The 14,452-nt window shown below is 72.5% G+C and carries 12 protein-coding genes; 6 read left to right on the plus strand and 6 right to left on the minus strand.

Features of this window, described 5'->3' with window-relative positions; all coding sequences use genetic code 11:
* Positions 1-89: 89 nt before the first annotated feature.
* The gene (locus ACTMS0_RS20425; protein ID WP_441156827.1) at positions 90-1,730 is read left to right on the plus strand and encodes a hypothetical protein; all 1,641 of its coding nucleotides are present in this window, start codon (positions 90-92) and stop codon (positions 1,728-1,730) included.
* A 27-nt stretch (positions 1,731-1,757) separates the two neighbouring features.
* Here ACTMS0_RS20425 and glpK (ACTMS0_RS20430) read toward each other — a convergent pair whose 3' ends face one another.
* Together glpK (ACTMS0_RS20430) and ACTMS0_RS20435 are read right to left on the minus strand one after the other, a co-directional pair.
* On the minus strand, positions 1,758-3,281 hold the full coding sequence (gene glpK / locus ACTMS0_RS20430) for a glycerol kinase GlpK (RefSeq protein ID WP_441156828.1): 1,524 nt from the start codon (positions 3,279-3,281) through the stop codon (positions 1,758-1,760).
* 42 nt (positions 3,282-3,323) lie between these two features.
* Positions 3,324-4,091 (minus strand): IclR family transcriptional regulator, encoded by a 768-nt coding sequence (locus ACTMS0_RS20435; RefSeq protein ID WP_441156829.1) that lies wholly within the window; start codon positions 4,089-4,091, stop codon positions 3,324-3,326.
* A gap of 188 nt (positions 4,092-4,279) precedes the next feature.
* Here ACTMS0_RS20435 and ACTMS0_RS20440 point away from each other — a divergent pair, with 188 nt between their 5' ends.
* The 4 genes from ACTMS0_RS20440 to ACTMS0_RS20455 all read left to right on the plus strand — a co-directional run bounded on the left by ACTMS0_RS20440 (position 4,280) and on the right by ACTMS0_RS20455 (position 10,343).
* A complete protein-coding gene (locus ACTMS0_RS20440) occupies positions 4,280-5,107 on the plus strand; it encodes an MIP/aquaporin family protein (protein ID WP_441156830.1) in 828 nt (275 codons plus the stop codon).
* Between the two features lie 39 nt (positions 5,108-5,146).
* The gene (glpK, locus tag ACTMS0_RS20445; protein WP_441156831.1) at positions 5,147-6,664 is read left to right on the plus strand and encodes a glycerol kinase GlpK; all 1,518 of its coding nucleotides are present in this window, start codon (positions 5,147-5,149) and stop codon (positions 6,662-6,664) included.
* A 103-nt stretch (positions 6,665-6,767) separates the two neighbouring features.
* Positions 6,768-8,492, plus strand: a complete 1,725-nt coding sequence (locus ACTMS0_RS20450; RefSeq protein WP_441156832.1) for a glycerol-3-phosphate dehydrogenase/oxidase — start codon at positions 6,768-6,770, stop codon at positions 8,490-8,492.
* Between the two features lie 180 nt (positions 8,493-8,672).
* On the plus strand, positions 8,673-10,343 hold the full coding sequence (locus tag ACTMS0_RS20455; protein WP_441156833.1) for a right-handed parallel beta-helix repeat-containing protein: 1,671 nt from the start codon (positions 8,673-8,675) through the stop codon (positions 10,341-10,343).
* A 7-nt stretch (positions 10,344-10,350) separates the two neighbouring features.
* Here ACTMS0_RS20455 and ACTMS0_RS20460 read toward each other — a convergent pair whose 3' ends face one another.
* Positions 10,351-12,186, minus strand: coding sequence for a glycoside hydrolase family 15 protein (locus tag ACTMS0_RS20460; RefSeq protein ID WP_441156887.1), 1,836 nt, complete (start codon positions 12,184-12,186; stop codon positions 10,351-10,353).
* A gap of 222 nt (positions 12,187-12,408) precedes the next feature.
* On the opposite strand from ACTMS0_RS20460, the gene ACTMS0_RS20465 reads away from it, so the two are divergent.
* Positions 12,409-13,170 carry an ABC transporter permease gene (locus ACTMS0_RS20465; protein ID WP_441156834.1) on the plus strand — a complete coding sequence of 254 codons (762 nt, stop codon included), beginning with the start codon at positions 12,409-12,411 and terminating at the stop codon, positions 13,168-13,170.
* 4 nt (positions 13,171-13,174) lie between these two features.
* On the opposite strand, the gene ACTMS0_RS20470 is transcribed toward ACTMS0_RS20465, so the two are convergent.
* The 3 genes from ACTMS0_RS20470 to ACTMS0_RS20480 form a co-directional block, all read right to left on the minus strand.
* Complete coding sequence (locus tag ACTMS0_RS20470; protein ID WP_441156835.1) at positions 13,175-13,702, minus strand: DUF421 domain-containing protein; 528 nt, start codon at positions 13,700-13,702, stop codon at positions 13,175-13,177.
* Between the two features lie 47 nt (positions 13,703-13,749).
* Positions 13,750-13,920: a hypothetical protein gene (locus ACTMS0_RS20475; RefSeq protein WP_441156836.1), complete on the minus strand. Its 171-nt coding sequence runs from the start codon at positions 13,918-13,920 to the stop codon at positions 13,750-13,752.
* Between the two features lie 167 nt (positions 13,921-14,087).
* Positions 14,088-14,306, minus strand: a complete 219-nt coding sequence (locus ACTMS0_RS20480) for a hypothetical protein (RefSeq protein WP_441156837.1) — start codon at positions 14,304-14,306, stop codon at positions 14,088-14,090.
* Positions 14,307-14,452: the final 146 nt, after the last annotated feature.

Below are 14,452 nucleotides of genomic sequence, written 5' to 3' on the forward strand. Positions count from 1 at the left end.
CACATTGAATGGTGTGCCGCAGGTCACCGTCAAGACCTGTTGCCGTGAAGCTGCACGCAGGGTAGCGGCGACCGGGCATCCTACGGACGATGCACGTCAACATGACCGACCGTCCTCGTGGCCCCGCACTGCTGCTGCTCGCCGCGGTGCCGCCGATGGTGGAGATGGGCGCCCTGGTGGGGCTGAGGTTCTTCGCCGCGCAGCCGCTGGCTCCGCAGGCCACCGCGGTCTGGCCGTACGACTCGTACCACGACCTGCGCTGGCTGCTCGTCTACCACAACTCCTGGGAGACGTTCGCGCTCGGCTTGGTGGTCGCCGTCGTCGTCCGGGGCGTGCTGTCCGCCGGCCTGACGGCGCTGGCCTGGCCGGACGAGCTGGATCGCCCGTCGTGGCGTTGGCTGGTGCGGCGCAACCTGGAGGTCGCCGGAATCGCCATCCTGATCATCTCGCCGTGGGCGGCGATCTCCGTCGCGTTCTCCGCGGTCGCGCTCTCCTGGTACCTGTTCGCCTCGGTGGTCCCCATGCTGCTCATCGCCCCGTTCCTCCAGCGCGCGGGGGTCGTCCAGCACTGGTGGCGGGGCCTGCCGTCGGTCGGGCTGCTCGGTTGGTCGGTCCTGAACTTCCTGGTGCTCACCCTGGCCAGCGCCGTGATCGTGAGCGTGCCGGGCTGGTCGCGGGTCATCGTGGCCGGTCTGGCCGGGGTGGTCAACGGGCTGTTGTGGCGGCGGACGGTGCGGGCGGCCGTCCGGCACGAGCCGACTCGCCTGGTACGCGTGCCGGTGGCGCCGATCGCGATCGTGGTGACCATGGTCGCCGCGGTCGGGGCGCCGCCGCTGATCGGGCTCGCCTCGGGCACGACGGGAGCCTGGACCCCGCCCTTCCTCAAGCGACCCCTCCCGGAAAAGGTGCCGTACGCGGTGGTCGTCCTGGCCGGCTTCGAGTCGAGCTGGGACGGGCAGCCGCCCGTCGACCCCCGGGTGGAACGCTTCTCGTACGCCGGCCTGGACGCCTCGGGCCGGCCGCTGGCGTACCGGCCGGAGGACACGCACCGGTCGCTGGATTCCAGTGCGGCGCTGCTCGACGCGCAGGTCGACGCCCTCCACCGGCGGACCGGCCGGCCGGTGGCCCTGGCCGGGGAGAGCGAGGGGGCGCTGGTGATCCGGACGTACCTCGACAAGCTGCCGGGTGGACCGGTGGCGGCGGCGATGCTCTTCAGCCCGCTGATCTGGCCCGGGCGCGCCTACTACCCCCCGCCCTGGCATGAGGGCTGGGGCCTCGTGGCCGGCTGGGAGCTGCGGGCGATCGCCGCCGTGACGAACCTGGTCAAGGAGGTCGACACGGGGCCGGACGAGCTGTTCATCCGGTCCGTCATCGCCGAGGCGCCGTTCTACCGCAACCGCATCCTGTGCCCGGTGCCGGGCGTCCGCATGATCGCGTTCCTCCCGCTGATCGGCGCGGCCGAGGCGCCGCCCGGCGAGTACACGCGGGTTCCGGTCGTCGAGGTCCCCGCCCTGCACGGCGGCCTGCTCGGCCGGGGGGACGTCTACGAGCAGGCCGTCGCCTTCCTCGCCGGCGAGCCGGTCGACCAACCCCTCCGGGTGTACGAGGTGGTGCAACGGCTCAGCGCGGCCTGGCAGGCGCCGCCGCTCGTCCTCGACGTCAACCCGATCTGGTCCGCGGGCCGGGAGGGCGATCCGGCGCTCAGCGGCCGGATCTGCGAGGCCCGGTGACGGGCGCGTCGCGGCCATGGCACCGGGTCAGCCGTTCGCGGCGCGGGCCTCGGGCTTGATCCACCCGAAGGTCCGCTCGACGGCGCGTTGCCAGTTCTCCCGCTCCTGCTCGCGGACCGTGGCGTCCATCTCCGGGACCCACCGGGCGGCGAGGTGCCAGTTGCGGCGCAGTCCCTCCAGGTCCGGCCAGTACCCGACGGCCAGCCCGGCCGCGTACGCGGCGCCGAGGGAGACCGTCTCGGCCACCATCGGGCGCACCACCGGCACAGCGAGGACGTCCGCGACGAACTGCATCAGCAGGTTGTTGGCGGTCATCCCGCCGTCCACCCGCAGTGCCGTCATCTCCAGCCCGGAGTCGGCGTTCATCGCGTCGACCACCTCGCGGGTCTGCCAGCCGGTCGCCTCCAGCACCGCGCGGGCCAGGTGCCCCTTGGTGATGTACGAGGTCAGCCCGACGATCACCCCGCGGGCCTCGCTGCGCCAGTGCGGCGCGAACAGCCCGGAGAAGGCGGGCACGATGTAGCAGCCGCCGTTGTCCTCGACCGTACGGGCGAGGGTCTCGATCTCCGGCGCGGTGCTGATCAGCTCAAGCCGGTCGCGGAACCACTGCACCAGCGACCCGGTGATCGCGATCGACCCCTCCAGCGCGTACACGGCGGGCTCGTCGCCGATCCGGTAGCCGACGGTGGTGAGCAGCCCGTGGCTGCTCAACACCGGCTCGGCGCCGGTGTTGAGCAGCAGGAAACTGCCGGTGCCGTAGGTGCACTTGGCGTCGCCGGGGGCGAAGCAGGTCTGCCCGAACAGGGCCGCCTGCTGGTCCCCGAGGGCCGCCGCGATGCGGACGCCCGGCAGGACGGCCGTGGCGGTGCCGTACACCTCGGAGGACGAGCGGATCTCGGGGAGCATGGCGGCGGGGATCCCGAAGAAGGCCAGCAGGTCCCGGTGCCAGTCGAGGGTCCGCAGGTCCATCAGCATGGTCCGGCTGGCGTTGGTGACGTCGGTCAGGTGCAGGCCGCCGTCCGGGCCGCCGGTGAGGTTCCAGATCAGCCAGCTCTCCATCGTCCCGAAGAGCACCTCGCCGCGCTCGGCCCGCTCGGTCAGCCCGGGCGCGTGGTCGAGCAGCCAGCGCAGCTTCGGCCCGGAGAAGTACGTGGTCAGCGGCAGTCCGCAGAGCCGCTGGATGTCCTCGGCGCCGGGGGAGCGGGTCAGGGTCTCCACCACCGCGTCGGTGCGGGTGTCCTGCCAGATGATCGCGGGCGCCACCGGGACGCCGGTGCGCCGGTCCCACACGACGGTGCTCTCACGCTGGTTGGCGATGCCGATCGCGGCGATCTGGTCGGCGGTCACGCCGGCCTGGGCGAGGGCGCGGGGGACGACCTTGCCGACGTTGCGCCAGATCTCCGCCGCGTCGTGCTCCACCCAGCCGGGCCGGGGGAAGTGCTGCTGGTGCTCCCGCTGAGCCACCGAGACGAGGTTGCCGCGGCGGTCGAACACGATGCAGCGGGTCGAGGTGGTTCCCTGGTCGATGGCGACGACGTAGCTCTCGGTCATTGCTCGTCCTTCGTGAAGCCGGGTGGTGGTGGGGTGGGCGGATCACCAGCGCGCGGCGCCGAGATCACGGGACACCGCGCGGGCGGCGTCGCGGACGTACGTGACGAGGGTCGGGCGGGGGATGCCCGACCCGTCGCAGATGCGGTCCACCGGGCCGGAGAGCCCGATCGCGCCCACGACCAGGCCCCCGTAGCCGCGGATCGGTGCGGCGATGCCGGCCTTGCCGGGGGTCATCTCCTCGATCTCGGCTGCCCAGCCGTTGTCCCGGATCTCGCTGAGGGCCCGGGTGAGGGCCCGCGCGGTGACCAGGGTGCGGCGCGTGTAGGGCTCGGGCTCGCCCTGCACGACCGCGTTGGCGGCGCCCACGTCGTACGCGAGCAGGACCTTGCCGAGGGCGGTGGCGTGCGGGGGCAGCAGGGACCCGACGTCCAGCGTCTGGAGGGTGTCGTCGGGCCGGAACACGTGGTGGACCACCAGCACCTTGCCGTCCAGCAGGGTGCCGATGCGGACGGCCTCGCCGCTGCGCGCCGCGAGCGGGTCCGCCCAGTTGATGGAACGGGAACGGAGTTCGTTGACGTCGAGGTAGCTCGTGCCGAGGTGCAGCAGGGCGGCGCCGAGCTGGTACTTGCCGGAGGTCTTGTCCTGCTCCACGAAGCCTACGTCCTGCAGGGTGCGCACGATGCCGTGTGCGGTTCCCTTGGGCAGGTCGAGGGAACGGGCGATCTCCCCGATGCCGAGCCGGCCGGAACTGCTGGCCAGCAGGCGGAGAATCGCCGCGGCACGCGCGATGGACTGCACCTGACCCGGCATGGGCCGGATGCTAATCGCGTTCGGGCCATCGCAACAGTGTTCGACATTGTCGACCGGGGTTCGTTGACCCTGCCTCCCGTGTTTCCTACGGTTCACCGCACGGCGACGGTCGGACACCTCGCCGACACCGACCGGCCCTCCGCCCTTCCCCTGCTCACGGAGGGCCGCCACCCCCACCTGGAGGCACCATGACACAGCGTGTGCGAGCGCCGGGTCTCGTCGGCGAGCTGGCCGCCGAGTTCGCCGGCACCGCGATCCTGATCTTGTTCGGCGTGGGCGTCGTCGCCCAGGTCGCCGCCGCCGGCACCGGCGAGTTCGACAGCATCGCCTGGGCCTGGGGCCTCGGCGTGACCCTCGGCGTGTACGTCGCCGGCCGGATCAGCGGCGCCCACCTCAACCCCGCGGTCACCCTCGCCCTCGCCGTCTTCAAGGGCTTCTCCTGGCGCAAGGTCATGCCGTACGCCCTCGCCCAGACCGCCGGCGCGTTCGTCGCCGCCCTGATCATTCGCTGGAACTACAGCGAGGTGCTGTCCCGGTTCGACCCCGGCCTCACCAGCAAGAGCCAGGGCGTCTTCTCCACCCTGCCGGGCGCCGGCGTCACCGAGTGGGGCGCCCTCCGCGACCAGATCATCGGTACGGCGATCCTGCTGTTCCTCGTGCTCGCCGTCACCGACGCCCGCAACTCCCTGCCCGGCGCCAACCTCGCCCCGCTGATCGTCGGCCTGATCGTGGTGGCCATCGGCATGGCGTTCGCCGTCAACGCCGGCTACGCGATCAACCCCGCCCGTGACTTCGGCCCCCGCCTCGCGTCCTTCCTGACCGGGTACGAAACGGCGTTCCAGGACACGAGCGGATATCCGTACTTCTGGGTGCCCATCGTCGGACCGCTGGTCGGCGGCGTCATCGGCGCCGGCCTCTACGAGCTGGTCATCGGCCGGTTCCTGCCGAGCGACGAGCCGGAGCCGGGCGCCATCGCCACCGAGACGGTTGCGACGCCCGAGCCCGCCCGCGTCTGATCGACACATCCCCCTTCGACCGCAGAGGAGACCTCCCGCATGGCTGACTTCGTCGGCGCGGTGGACCAGGGCACCACCAGCACCCGCTTCATGATCTTCGACCACGGTGGCAACGAGATCGGCCGCCACCAGCTCGAGCACCAGCAGATCCTGCCGCAGGCGGGCTGGGTCGAGCACAACCCGCTGGAGATCTGGGAGCGGACCCAGACCGTCATCCAGACCGCGATGAACGAGCGCGGCCTGACCGCCTCCGACCTCGCCGCACTCGGCGTCACCAACCAGCGCGAGACCACCGTCGTGTGGAACCGCCGCACCGGCCGCCCCTACTACAACGCCATCGTCTGGCAGGACACCCGGACCGACCGGATCGCCTCGGCCCTGGAGCGCGAGGGCAAGGGCGACATCATCCGCCGCAAGGCCGGCCTGCCGCCGGCGACGTACTTCTCGGGCGGCAAGATCCAGTGGATCCTGGAGAACGTCGAGGGAGTCCGGGAGGCCGCCGAGCGCGGTGAGGCGATCTTCGGCAACACCGACACCTGGCTGCTGTGGAACCTCACCGGCGGTACCGAGGGCGGCGTACACGTCACCGACCCCACCAACGCCAGCCGCACGATGCTGATGAACCTGGAGACGCTCGACTGGGACGACGAGCTGCTGTCGTTCTTCGGCATCCCGCGCGCCATGCTGCCGCAGATCCGGCCGTCGTCGGACCCGAACTCGTACGGGACCACCGCGCCGCACGGCCCGTTCACCGGCCCGGTCCCGCTCACCGGTGACCTCGGCGACCAGCAGGCCGCCACCGTCGGGCAGGTCTGCTTCGCCCCCGGCGAGGCCAAGAACACCTACGGCACCGGCAACTTCATGCTGCTCAACACCGGCACGGAGATCGTCCGGTCCAAGGCCGGCCTGCTCACCACGGTGTGCTACCAGTTCGGCACCGACGCCCCGGTGTACGCCCTGGAAGGCTCGATCGCGGTCACCGGGTCGGCCGTGCAGTGGCTGCGCGACCAGCTCAAGATCATCAGCACCGCGGGGCAGAGCGAGATCCTCGCCCGCCAGGTGGCGGACAACGGCGGGGTCTACTTCGTCCCGGCGTTCTCCGGCCTGTTCGCCCCGTACTGGCGTTCCGACGCCCGCGGCGCGATCGTCGGCCTGTCCCGGTTCAACACCGACGCGCACATCGCCCGGGCCACCCTGGAGTCCATCTGCTACCAGAGCCGGGACGTCGCCGAGGCCATGGAGAAGGACTCCGGCGTGCCCCTGGAGTGCCTCAAGGTCGACGGCGGCGTCACCGTCAACGACCTGTGCATGCAGATGCAGGCCGACATCCTCGGCGTGCCGGTGAGCCGGCCGGTGGTCGCCGAGACCACCGCGCTCGGCGCCGCGTACGCCGCCGGCCTCGCCGTCGGCTTCTGGAAGAACACCGACGAGCTGCGCGAGAACTGGAACGAGAGCAAGCGCTGGCAGCCCACCTGGTCGCCGGAGCAGCGCGAGAACGGGTACGGCCGCTGGAAGAAGGCGGTCCAGCGCACCCTCGACTGGGTCGACGTCGACTGATCAGCATCACCCCCACCCGAGGAACGGGCGGCCGGCGTTCCCCGCCGGCCGCCCGGACCGGCCGACGTCCGCGCCGGCCGCCCAGAAACAGGAGAACGAACGCATGCACTCCGCGACACTGTCACCGGCCGCCCGCGAGCGGTCCCTGGCCGCGCTCAGCAGCGGTCAGGAACTGGACGTCCTGGTGGTCGGCGGTGGCGTCACCGGCGCCGGCTGCGCCCTCGACGCCGTCACCCGGGGCCTGTCGGTCGGGCTCGTCGAGGCCCGCGACTGGGCCAGCGGCACGTCCAGCCGCTCCAGCAAGCTGATCCACGGCGGCCTGCGCTACCTGGAGATGCTCGACTTCGGTCTGGTCCGCGAGGCGCTGCGCGAGCGGGGCCTGCTGCTGCAACGGCTCGCCCCGCACCTGGTCCGCCCGGTGCCGTTCCTCTACCCGCTGCGCCACCGCGGGTGGGAACGGCTGTACGCGGGCGCGGGCGTCCTGCTCTACGACACGATGAGCCTCTCCGGCAACCACGCCCGGGGCGTACCGGCCCACCGGCACCTGACCCGGCGCGGCGCGGTCCGCGCCTGCCCGTCGCTGCGGCCGGAGGCGCTGGTCGGCGCGTTGCAGTACTACGACGCCCAGGTCGACGACGCCCGGCTGGTGACCTGCCTCGTCCGCACCGCCGCGGCGCACGGCGCGCATCCGCTGTCGCGGGCCCGCGTCGTGGGCTTCCTGCGCGACGGCGACCGGGTCACCGGCGCGCGGGTGCACGACCTGGAGACCGACCGGGTCTTCGAGGTCCGCGCCCGGCAGGTCATCAACGCCACCGGCGTGTGGACCGACGACATCCAGGCGCTCGTGGGCGAGCGCGGCCCGGTGCAGGTCCGCGCGTCCAAGGGCATCCACCTCGTGGTGCCCCGCGACCGGATCCGCTCCACCACCGGCCTGATCCTGCGCACCGAGTCCAGCGTCCTGTTCGTGATCCCGTGGGGCCGGCACTGGCTGATCGGCACCACCGACACCGACTGGGACCTGGACAAGGCGCACCCCGCGGCCACCAGTCGCGACATCGACTACCTGCTGGAGCGGGTCAACGAGGTCCTGGCCACCCCGCTGACCCGCGACGACGTCGAGGGCGTGTACGCGGGCCTGCGCCCGCTGCTGTCCGGACACTCCGACGCGACGGCCAAGCTGTCGCGGGAGCACACCGTGGCGAGCCCGGTGCCCGGCCTGGTGATGGTCGCCGGCGGCAAGTACACGACGTACCGGGTGATGGCGCGGGACGCGGTCGACGAGGCCGTGCGCGGTCTCGGTGCCGGCGTGCCCGCCTCGTGCACCGACCGGGTGCCGCTGCTCGGGGCCGAGGGCTACGTCGCCCGGTGGAACCAGCGCCGCCGGATCGCCCGGCAGTACGGCCTGTCCGTCGAGCGGGTCGAGCACCTGCTGCGGCGCCACGGCGCCGCCGTCGATGAACTGCTGGACCTGCTGCGGGAGGACCCGGCGCTGGCCGAGCCGCTCGACGCCGCCGACGACTACCTGCGCGTGGAGATCGTCTACGCGGCGTCCGCCGAGGGCGCCCTGCACCTGGAGGACGTGCTCACCCGGCGCACCCACATCTCGATCGAGACCTTCGACCGGGGTCTCGCCGCCGCCCGTCCGGCGGCGGAGCTGATGGCGCCGGTGCTCGGCTGGGACGCCGAGCGGGTCGACCGGGAGGTGGCCCACTACGTGGCCCGGGTGCACGCCGAGCGGGCGGCCCACGAGCAGACGGACGACGAGGCCGCCGACGCGGTGCGCCTGGGCGTACCGGATGTGGTGCCGCCGGTGGCGCTCGCGGCCTGACGCGGCTCTCCGGCGGTGTGCCCCGCGCACACCGCCGGAGCCGCGTTCCGCGTCCCCGTCGCCGGACCGGCCTTCCGCGCGTCGGACGCCGGGCGGCGCCCCACCTGACGGGTTTCCCGCTGCCGGCAGCGGGAAGGCGGGCGGCGGAGACCAGCCGATCGACGGCCGGAGGAGCCCGCCGTGTCCCACCAGGGTCTGTCCACCGCGGTGCCGAAGCGGCTCACACCCGTGGCCGGCGCGCCCCTCTGGTGCGACGCCCGGGACCACGGGCTGTGCGGGGACGGGGTGACCAACGACCAGCCGGCCCTCGCGGCGCTGGTGGACCGGCTCGGCGAGGGGTACGCCGCCGACGGCCGGGCCCGGGTGATCTACTGTCCGCCCGGGATCTACGCGATCCGGGACGCCGGCACGGTGTGGCGCAGCGGGGTGTCGCTCATCGGGGCGGGCCCGGCGGCGACGCGCTTCCTGCTCAGCAACGAGGGCAACCGGTCCGACCCGGTGCCGCTCGCCTTCTGGACCACCGTGCAGCACGGCGCGGACCGGGACCGGCACATCGCCGAGTGCACGTTCGCCGACTTCGAGATCGACGGCTCGGGCGTGGCGATGACCGGGTACAGCTACCTCGCCAAGGGGCTGGGCCTGCAGTACGTCGTGCGGGGCGTGTTCCGCAACCTCTACATCCACCACACCGGCGCCACCGGCCTGGGCTGCGACTTCCTTCAGGACACGCTGATCGACGGGGTGGTCGTGGTGGGCTGCGGCCGCCTGGACAACGGCCTCCAGATGGGCGGTGCGGGCATCGGCATCGGCGTCGGCGGCTGGGGTGCGATCGAGCGCTGCACCATCGCCAACTGCACGACGCTGGGCAACGGCACCAACGGGATCTTCCTGGAACTCCAGAAGCCGGACTGGACGCCGCCGCGCGGCTACCGGATCGTCGGCTGCCACAGCGAGGCCAACCGCTTCGGCATCTCCGACTGGGGCGCCGACGGTCTCGTCGTCTCCGCGTGCACCCTCACCGGCAACCTGGAGGCGGGCTTCGACGTCTCCGCCAACGGCACCGCTGGCGTCGCCGGTCGGGGCGGGATCCTCACCGACTGCGTCATCGACCGCAACATCGGTGACGGCATCAGCATGGGCAACACGCCGGGCCCGTACACGATCCGGGGAAACCGGATCACCGCCAACGGCGGGTACGGCTACCACGAGTACGACCTGGGCAACGGCTACCGGGGCGCCGCCGCGCACGTCGTGCTCGACGGCAACGATCTCTCCGACAACGGCCTGGACGCCATCCGGATCGACCGTCCGATGGTCGACGCCTTCCTCGTCGGCAACCGGATCCGCGACAACGGCCGGCGGTGCGCCCCGGCCACCGTGGGCGCGGGGAACTCGGTGCGGTACGGCCGCAAGTCGGTGAGCGACGTCGAGGGCTCCTGGCCACCGGACGGCCACCGGGGCAAGGTCCTCCGGGTCGACGGCCGGACGGCGGTGGTCGCCGGCAACACCGCCACCGAGCTGACCCTCGCCGAGGTACGGCCCGACGCCGCCACCGCGTGGAACGAAGCGGTGCCCGAGCCCGGCAGCCGGTACGAGCTGCCCGCCCCGCCGCCGGTCCGGGCCGGGATCACCGTCAACGCGCCGGTCGACTCGGCGACCGTCCACGGCAACCGGGTGTGGGACACCGGCGCCGGGACCCAGACGTACGGGTTGTGGATCACCGAGCGGGGCAGTTGCGTGGCCTGCCGGATCGAGGACAACGACCTCGCCGGCAACGGCGACGGCGGGGTACGCCTGGACACGCCGCCGGTGGGCGGCCGGTGGACCCGCAACCACACCGACGACGGCTGACCCTCCGTCAACCTCGGTGTCGGGCGTCGAGCAGCTCGTCGAGCGCCAGGGCCGTGGTGATCAGGGAGAGATGGCTGAATGCCTGCGGGAAGTTGCCGATCTGCTGCCCGGTGAGGGCGATCTCCTCCGCGTAGAGGCGGAGGTGGTTGCTGAAGGTGAACATCTTCTCGAACGTGAGCAGGGCGTCGTCGAGTCGCCCGGAGCAGGCCAGGGCCGCGACGTACCAGAAGGTGCACATGTTGAACGTGCCCTCGTCGCCGGGGAGCCCGTCCGGCGCCTCGGAGGGCTTGTAGCGGTGCACGAGGCTGTCGGAGACCAGATCCTTGTCGATGGCCTGCAGGGTGGACTGCCACAACGGGTCGCTCGGGGTGACGAACCCGACCGACGGCATGATGAGCAGCGCGGCGTCGAGGACCTGCTCCCCGTACGCCTGGACGAAGGAGCGGCGGTTCCAGTCGTACCCCCGCAACATGATCTGGTTGTAGATGGCGTCCCGTTCGCGGACCCAGCGGGGGACGTCCCCCGGGCGGCCGTGGCGGGCGGAGAGGCGGATGGCCCGGTCCATCGCCACCCACGACATCAGGCGGCCGAAGGTGTAGTCGCGGGGGTGGCTGCGGCTCTCCCAGATGCCGGCGTCCGGCTGGTTCCAGTTGTCGCAGAGCCAGTCGACCATCCGGACGGTGCTGCGCCACACCTGGTGCGAGGTGCGGATGCCCTGCAGGTCGGCGAAGAGCATGGCGTCCAGGGCCTCGCCGTGGATGTCGAGCTGGAGTTGGTCGGCGGCGCCGTTGCCGATCCGGACCGGCCCCGACCCCATGTACCCCTCCAGGTGGTCGAGGACCTCCTCGTGCAGGTCGGACGAGCCGTCCACCCGGTACATGATCTTGAGGGGTGCCGCGTGGTCGCCGGCCTCGCGGATGCGCTCGTCGAGCCAGGTCATGTACCGGGCCGCCTCGTCGGTGAAGCCCAGCCCGAGCAGGGCGTGCACCGAGAAGGAGGTGTCGCGGATCCAGGTGTAGCGGTAGTCCCAGTTGCGGGTGCCGCCGATCTCCTCGGGCAGGGAGGCGGTCGGTGCGGCGATCATGGCGCCGGTCGGCGCGTACGTCATGAGCTTCAGCGTGATCGCGGACCGTTCCACCATCTCCCGCCACCGCCCGGTGTACCGGGACCGGTCGAGCCAGCGGCGCCAGTAGTCGCGGGTGAACTCGAACAGCGCCTGGACCTCCTCGGCGGTGAAGCGGCGGGGTGCCTCGGTGCCGGCGGTCTCCATGACGATCGCGCCCGTGTCACCCTCCTGCAGGGTGGTGAAGGCGAGCAGGTCCCCGTCGATGTTCTGCAGGTTCTCGATCGGGATCAGCCGCCCGTCGGGGTGGGAGGCGTGCAGCGTCAGGGTCGCCGACGGGGCCCGGAAGACGGCACCGTCCGCGTGCATCTCCAACTCGTGCCGCTCACGTCCGTAGTTGAAGCGGGGGCAGCACTCGGCGCGGAACCTCATGCTGCCCCGCACCATGTTGATGATCCGGACGATCCGGTGCTGGTCGGTGGGCCGCTCGCCGGTCACCGGCATGAAGTCGACGATCTCGCTGACGCCGTCCGCGCTGATGAAGCGGGTGATGAGGATCGGCGTGTCCGGCAGGTAGAGCTGCTTGCTGATGTACCGGATGCCGTCGGGCACGATCGAGAAGTAGCCGCCGCGCCGGCGGTCCAGCAGCGCGCCGAAGATGCTGGGCGAGTCGAACCGGGGCGCACAGAACCAGTCGATGGTGCCGTTGCGGGTGACCAGGGCGGCGGTCTGCAGGTCCCCGATGAGACCGTGATCCTCGATGGCCGGGTAGGCCCGCATGCCGGTCTCCCCGTTTTCCCACGACACCTGTCGAACCTTAGGGACGCGGGGGCGGCGGGTGGCCGGGAAGGCGAGCCGACCACCCGTCCGGGTTACGGCACGCGCGGTGCCCCCGGGGCCGCTTCCGGGGTTCCGGTTCTACAGTGGCAGCCGGTCCGCGCCGGCCAGCACGCCGACCAGGTGGCCGCGGCTGGTGACGGCGGATCGGGTAAGCACTGGCGCATGACGTCGACGATGCTGGTGATCGGGCCGAGGCTGGCGGTCGCGCTGGTCGTCCTGACGGCGCTGGCCGCGGCCGTCGCGACGGTGGGCCGGCTCGGTCACGGGCGGCAGATCGTCGTCGCCGCGGTCCGCGCCACGCTGCAACTGGCGGCGGTGTCGGTGGCGATCGCGGCGATCGTCGGGTCGCTCTGGGCGACCGCCGGGTTCGTGCTGCTCATGTGCACCGTCGCCGCCGTGACCGCCGGCCGCCGGATCACCGGCGGCGGACGGGGCTGGTGGGCCGGCGTGCCGATCGTCGCGGGAAGCCTGCCGCTCGTGGTGGCCCTGCTCCTGACCGGCCTGCTGCCGGTGCGGGGGATCGCGGTCATCCCGGTCGCCGGCATCCTGATCGGCGGGGCGATGACCGCCACCTCGCTGGCCGGCCGCCGGGCGTTGGACGACCTGACCGGCCGGCGCGGCGAGGCGGAGGCGGCCCTCGCGCTGGGCCTGCTCCCGCGCGACGCGGTGCTGCTGGTGTGCCGCCCGGCGGCCGGTCAGGCGTTGATTCCCGCGCTGGACCAGACGCGGACGGTCGGCCTGGTGACCCTGCCGGGGGCGTTCGTCGGCGTGCTGCTCGGCGGCGCCGACCCGCTCACCGCCGGCGTGACACAGCTGTTCGTGCTCATCGGCCTGCTGGCCGTGGAGGCGGTCGCGGTGGTGCTCACCGTGGAGCTGGTGGCCCGCGGCCGGCTCCGGCGCGGCGGCGCGGCCGAGGGACGGTGACCGGTCAGGGCGCACCCCGCGTGCGGGACGTCCCGCCGGCGCCGCCCTCCCTGGAGCGGGTGATGACGCTGAACCCGCCGTCGGACTCCATCCGCACCTCACGCGCGTCGGCGAGGTCATCGACGCCCTGCTCGCGCAGCTTGGCGTACAGCTCCTCCTCGGTGACCAGCTCCCGGCGCATGTTGCGGCGCAGCATCCGGCCGTCCCGCACGAGGACCAGCGAACCGGGACGGATCACGCGGGCGGCGGCCGGCCACCGGTACGCGAGCGCGTCGAGCAGGCACGCCCAACCGATGATCGTCGCGACCAGGACCACCCCGTCGGCCAGGGAGGTGTAGTCCTTCGCCATGCCGTTCTGGGCCGCGTCCGCGATCAGCACGATCACCAGCAGGTCCGTGACGCCCGTGGTACCGCTCTCCCGCTTCAGGAGGACCCGGAGCAGGAAGAACAGCGTCAGGTACATCACGCTGCCCCGGACGACGATCTCCAGCAGCGGAGTGTCCGGCGTGAACACGGCCCGCCAGTCGACCACGGCAGCGGCTACCCGTCCGTGCGGTGTTCACACGCGCCGGGGTGGAGTCACTGCTCGTCGTCGATGACCTCGGTACGGTCGCCGCGGGTGACGGTCGGCGGGAGGTGCTCGTCCGGCTGTGGCGCCTGCGCCGGCGTGTGGTGCGGGTCCCCGTCGGGTGAGTACAGCACCCGGTCGGTCTTCGGGCTCTTCTCCCGACTCTCCTCCGGCTCCGTCACGTCACTCTCCCCCCGGTCGCGTGTGCCCTCCACGCTACGCGGCCCGGCCGTTGGCCGATCCCGTTTCCGCCGCGTGCGTCACCGCCACACGGTGACCTGGTCGGCGGCCAGCGCCCGCTGCCCCTCGAACGCCCGGTACGGCTCCGGGGCACGCAGGCGGCGGCGCGTCAGAACGCGCGGTGGCGCGGGTGCGGGATCCAGCCGAGGAACCGCTCCCGCAGGGCGGCCGGCGGCGACCGCAGGTCCGCGGTGGCGGCGGTCAGGCAGGCCGCCAGGTAGACGCTGAGGTTGGCCGGGTGCGGCCCGTACTCCCGCAGCAGCAACTGGCGGCGGGTCGGACACGGCCAGCTCTGCCCGCAGTCCCGGCACTCCCACGCGGGAGTCACGGGTTCGTGACGATCCGACACCGCTCACCTCCGCGAGCGTGTGCCGCCGGGATGGCGGCGGGCTCGCGGTCACGTAACGAGAGTCGACGCGGCGGGGTTCCGGCGGCACGACCGACGGCCGGGGTATCCGACCGAGTGGGGGACTG

It is taken from the genome of Micromonospora sp. H33 (assembly GCF_052068455.1).
In the GTDB taxonomy this organism is placed as follows: domain Bacteria; phylum Actinomycetota; class Actinomycetes; order Mycobacteriales; family Micromonosporaceae; genus Micromonospora.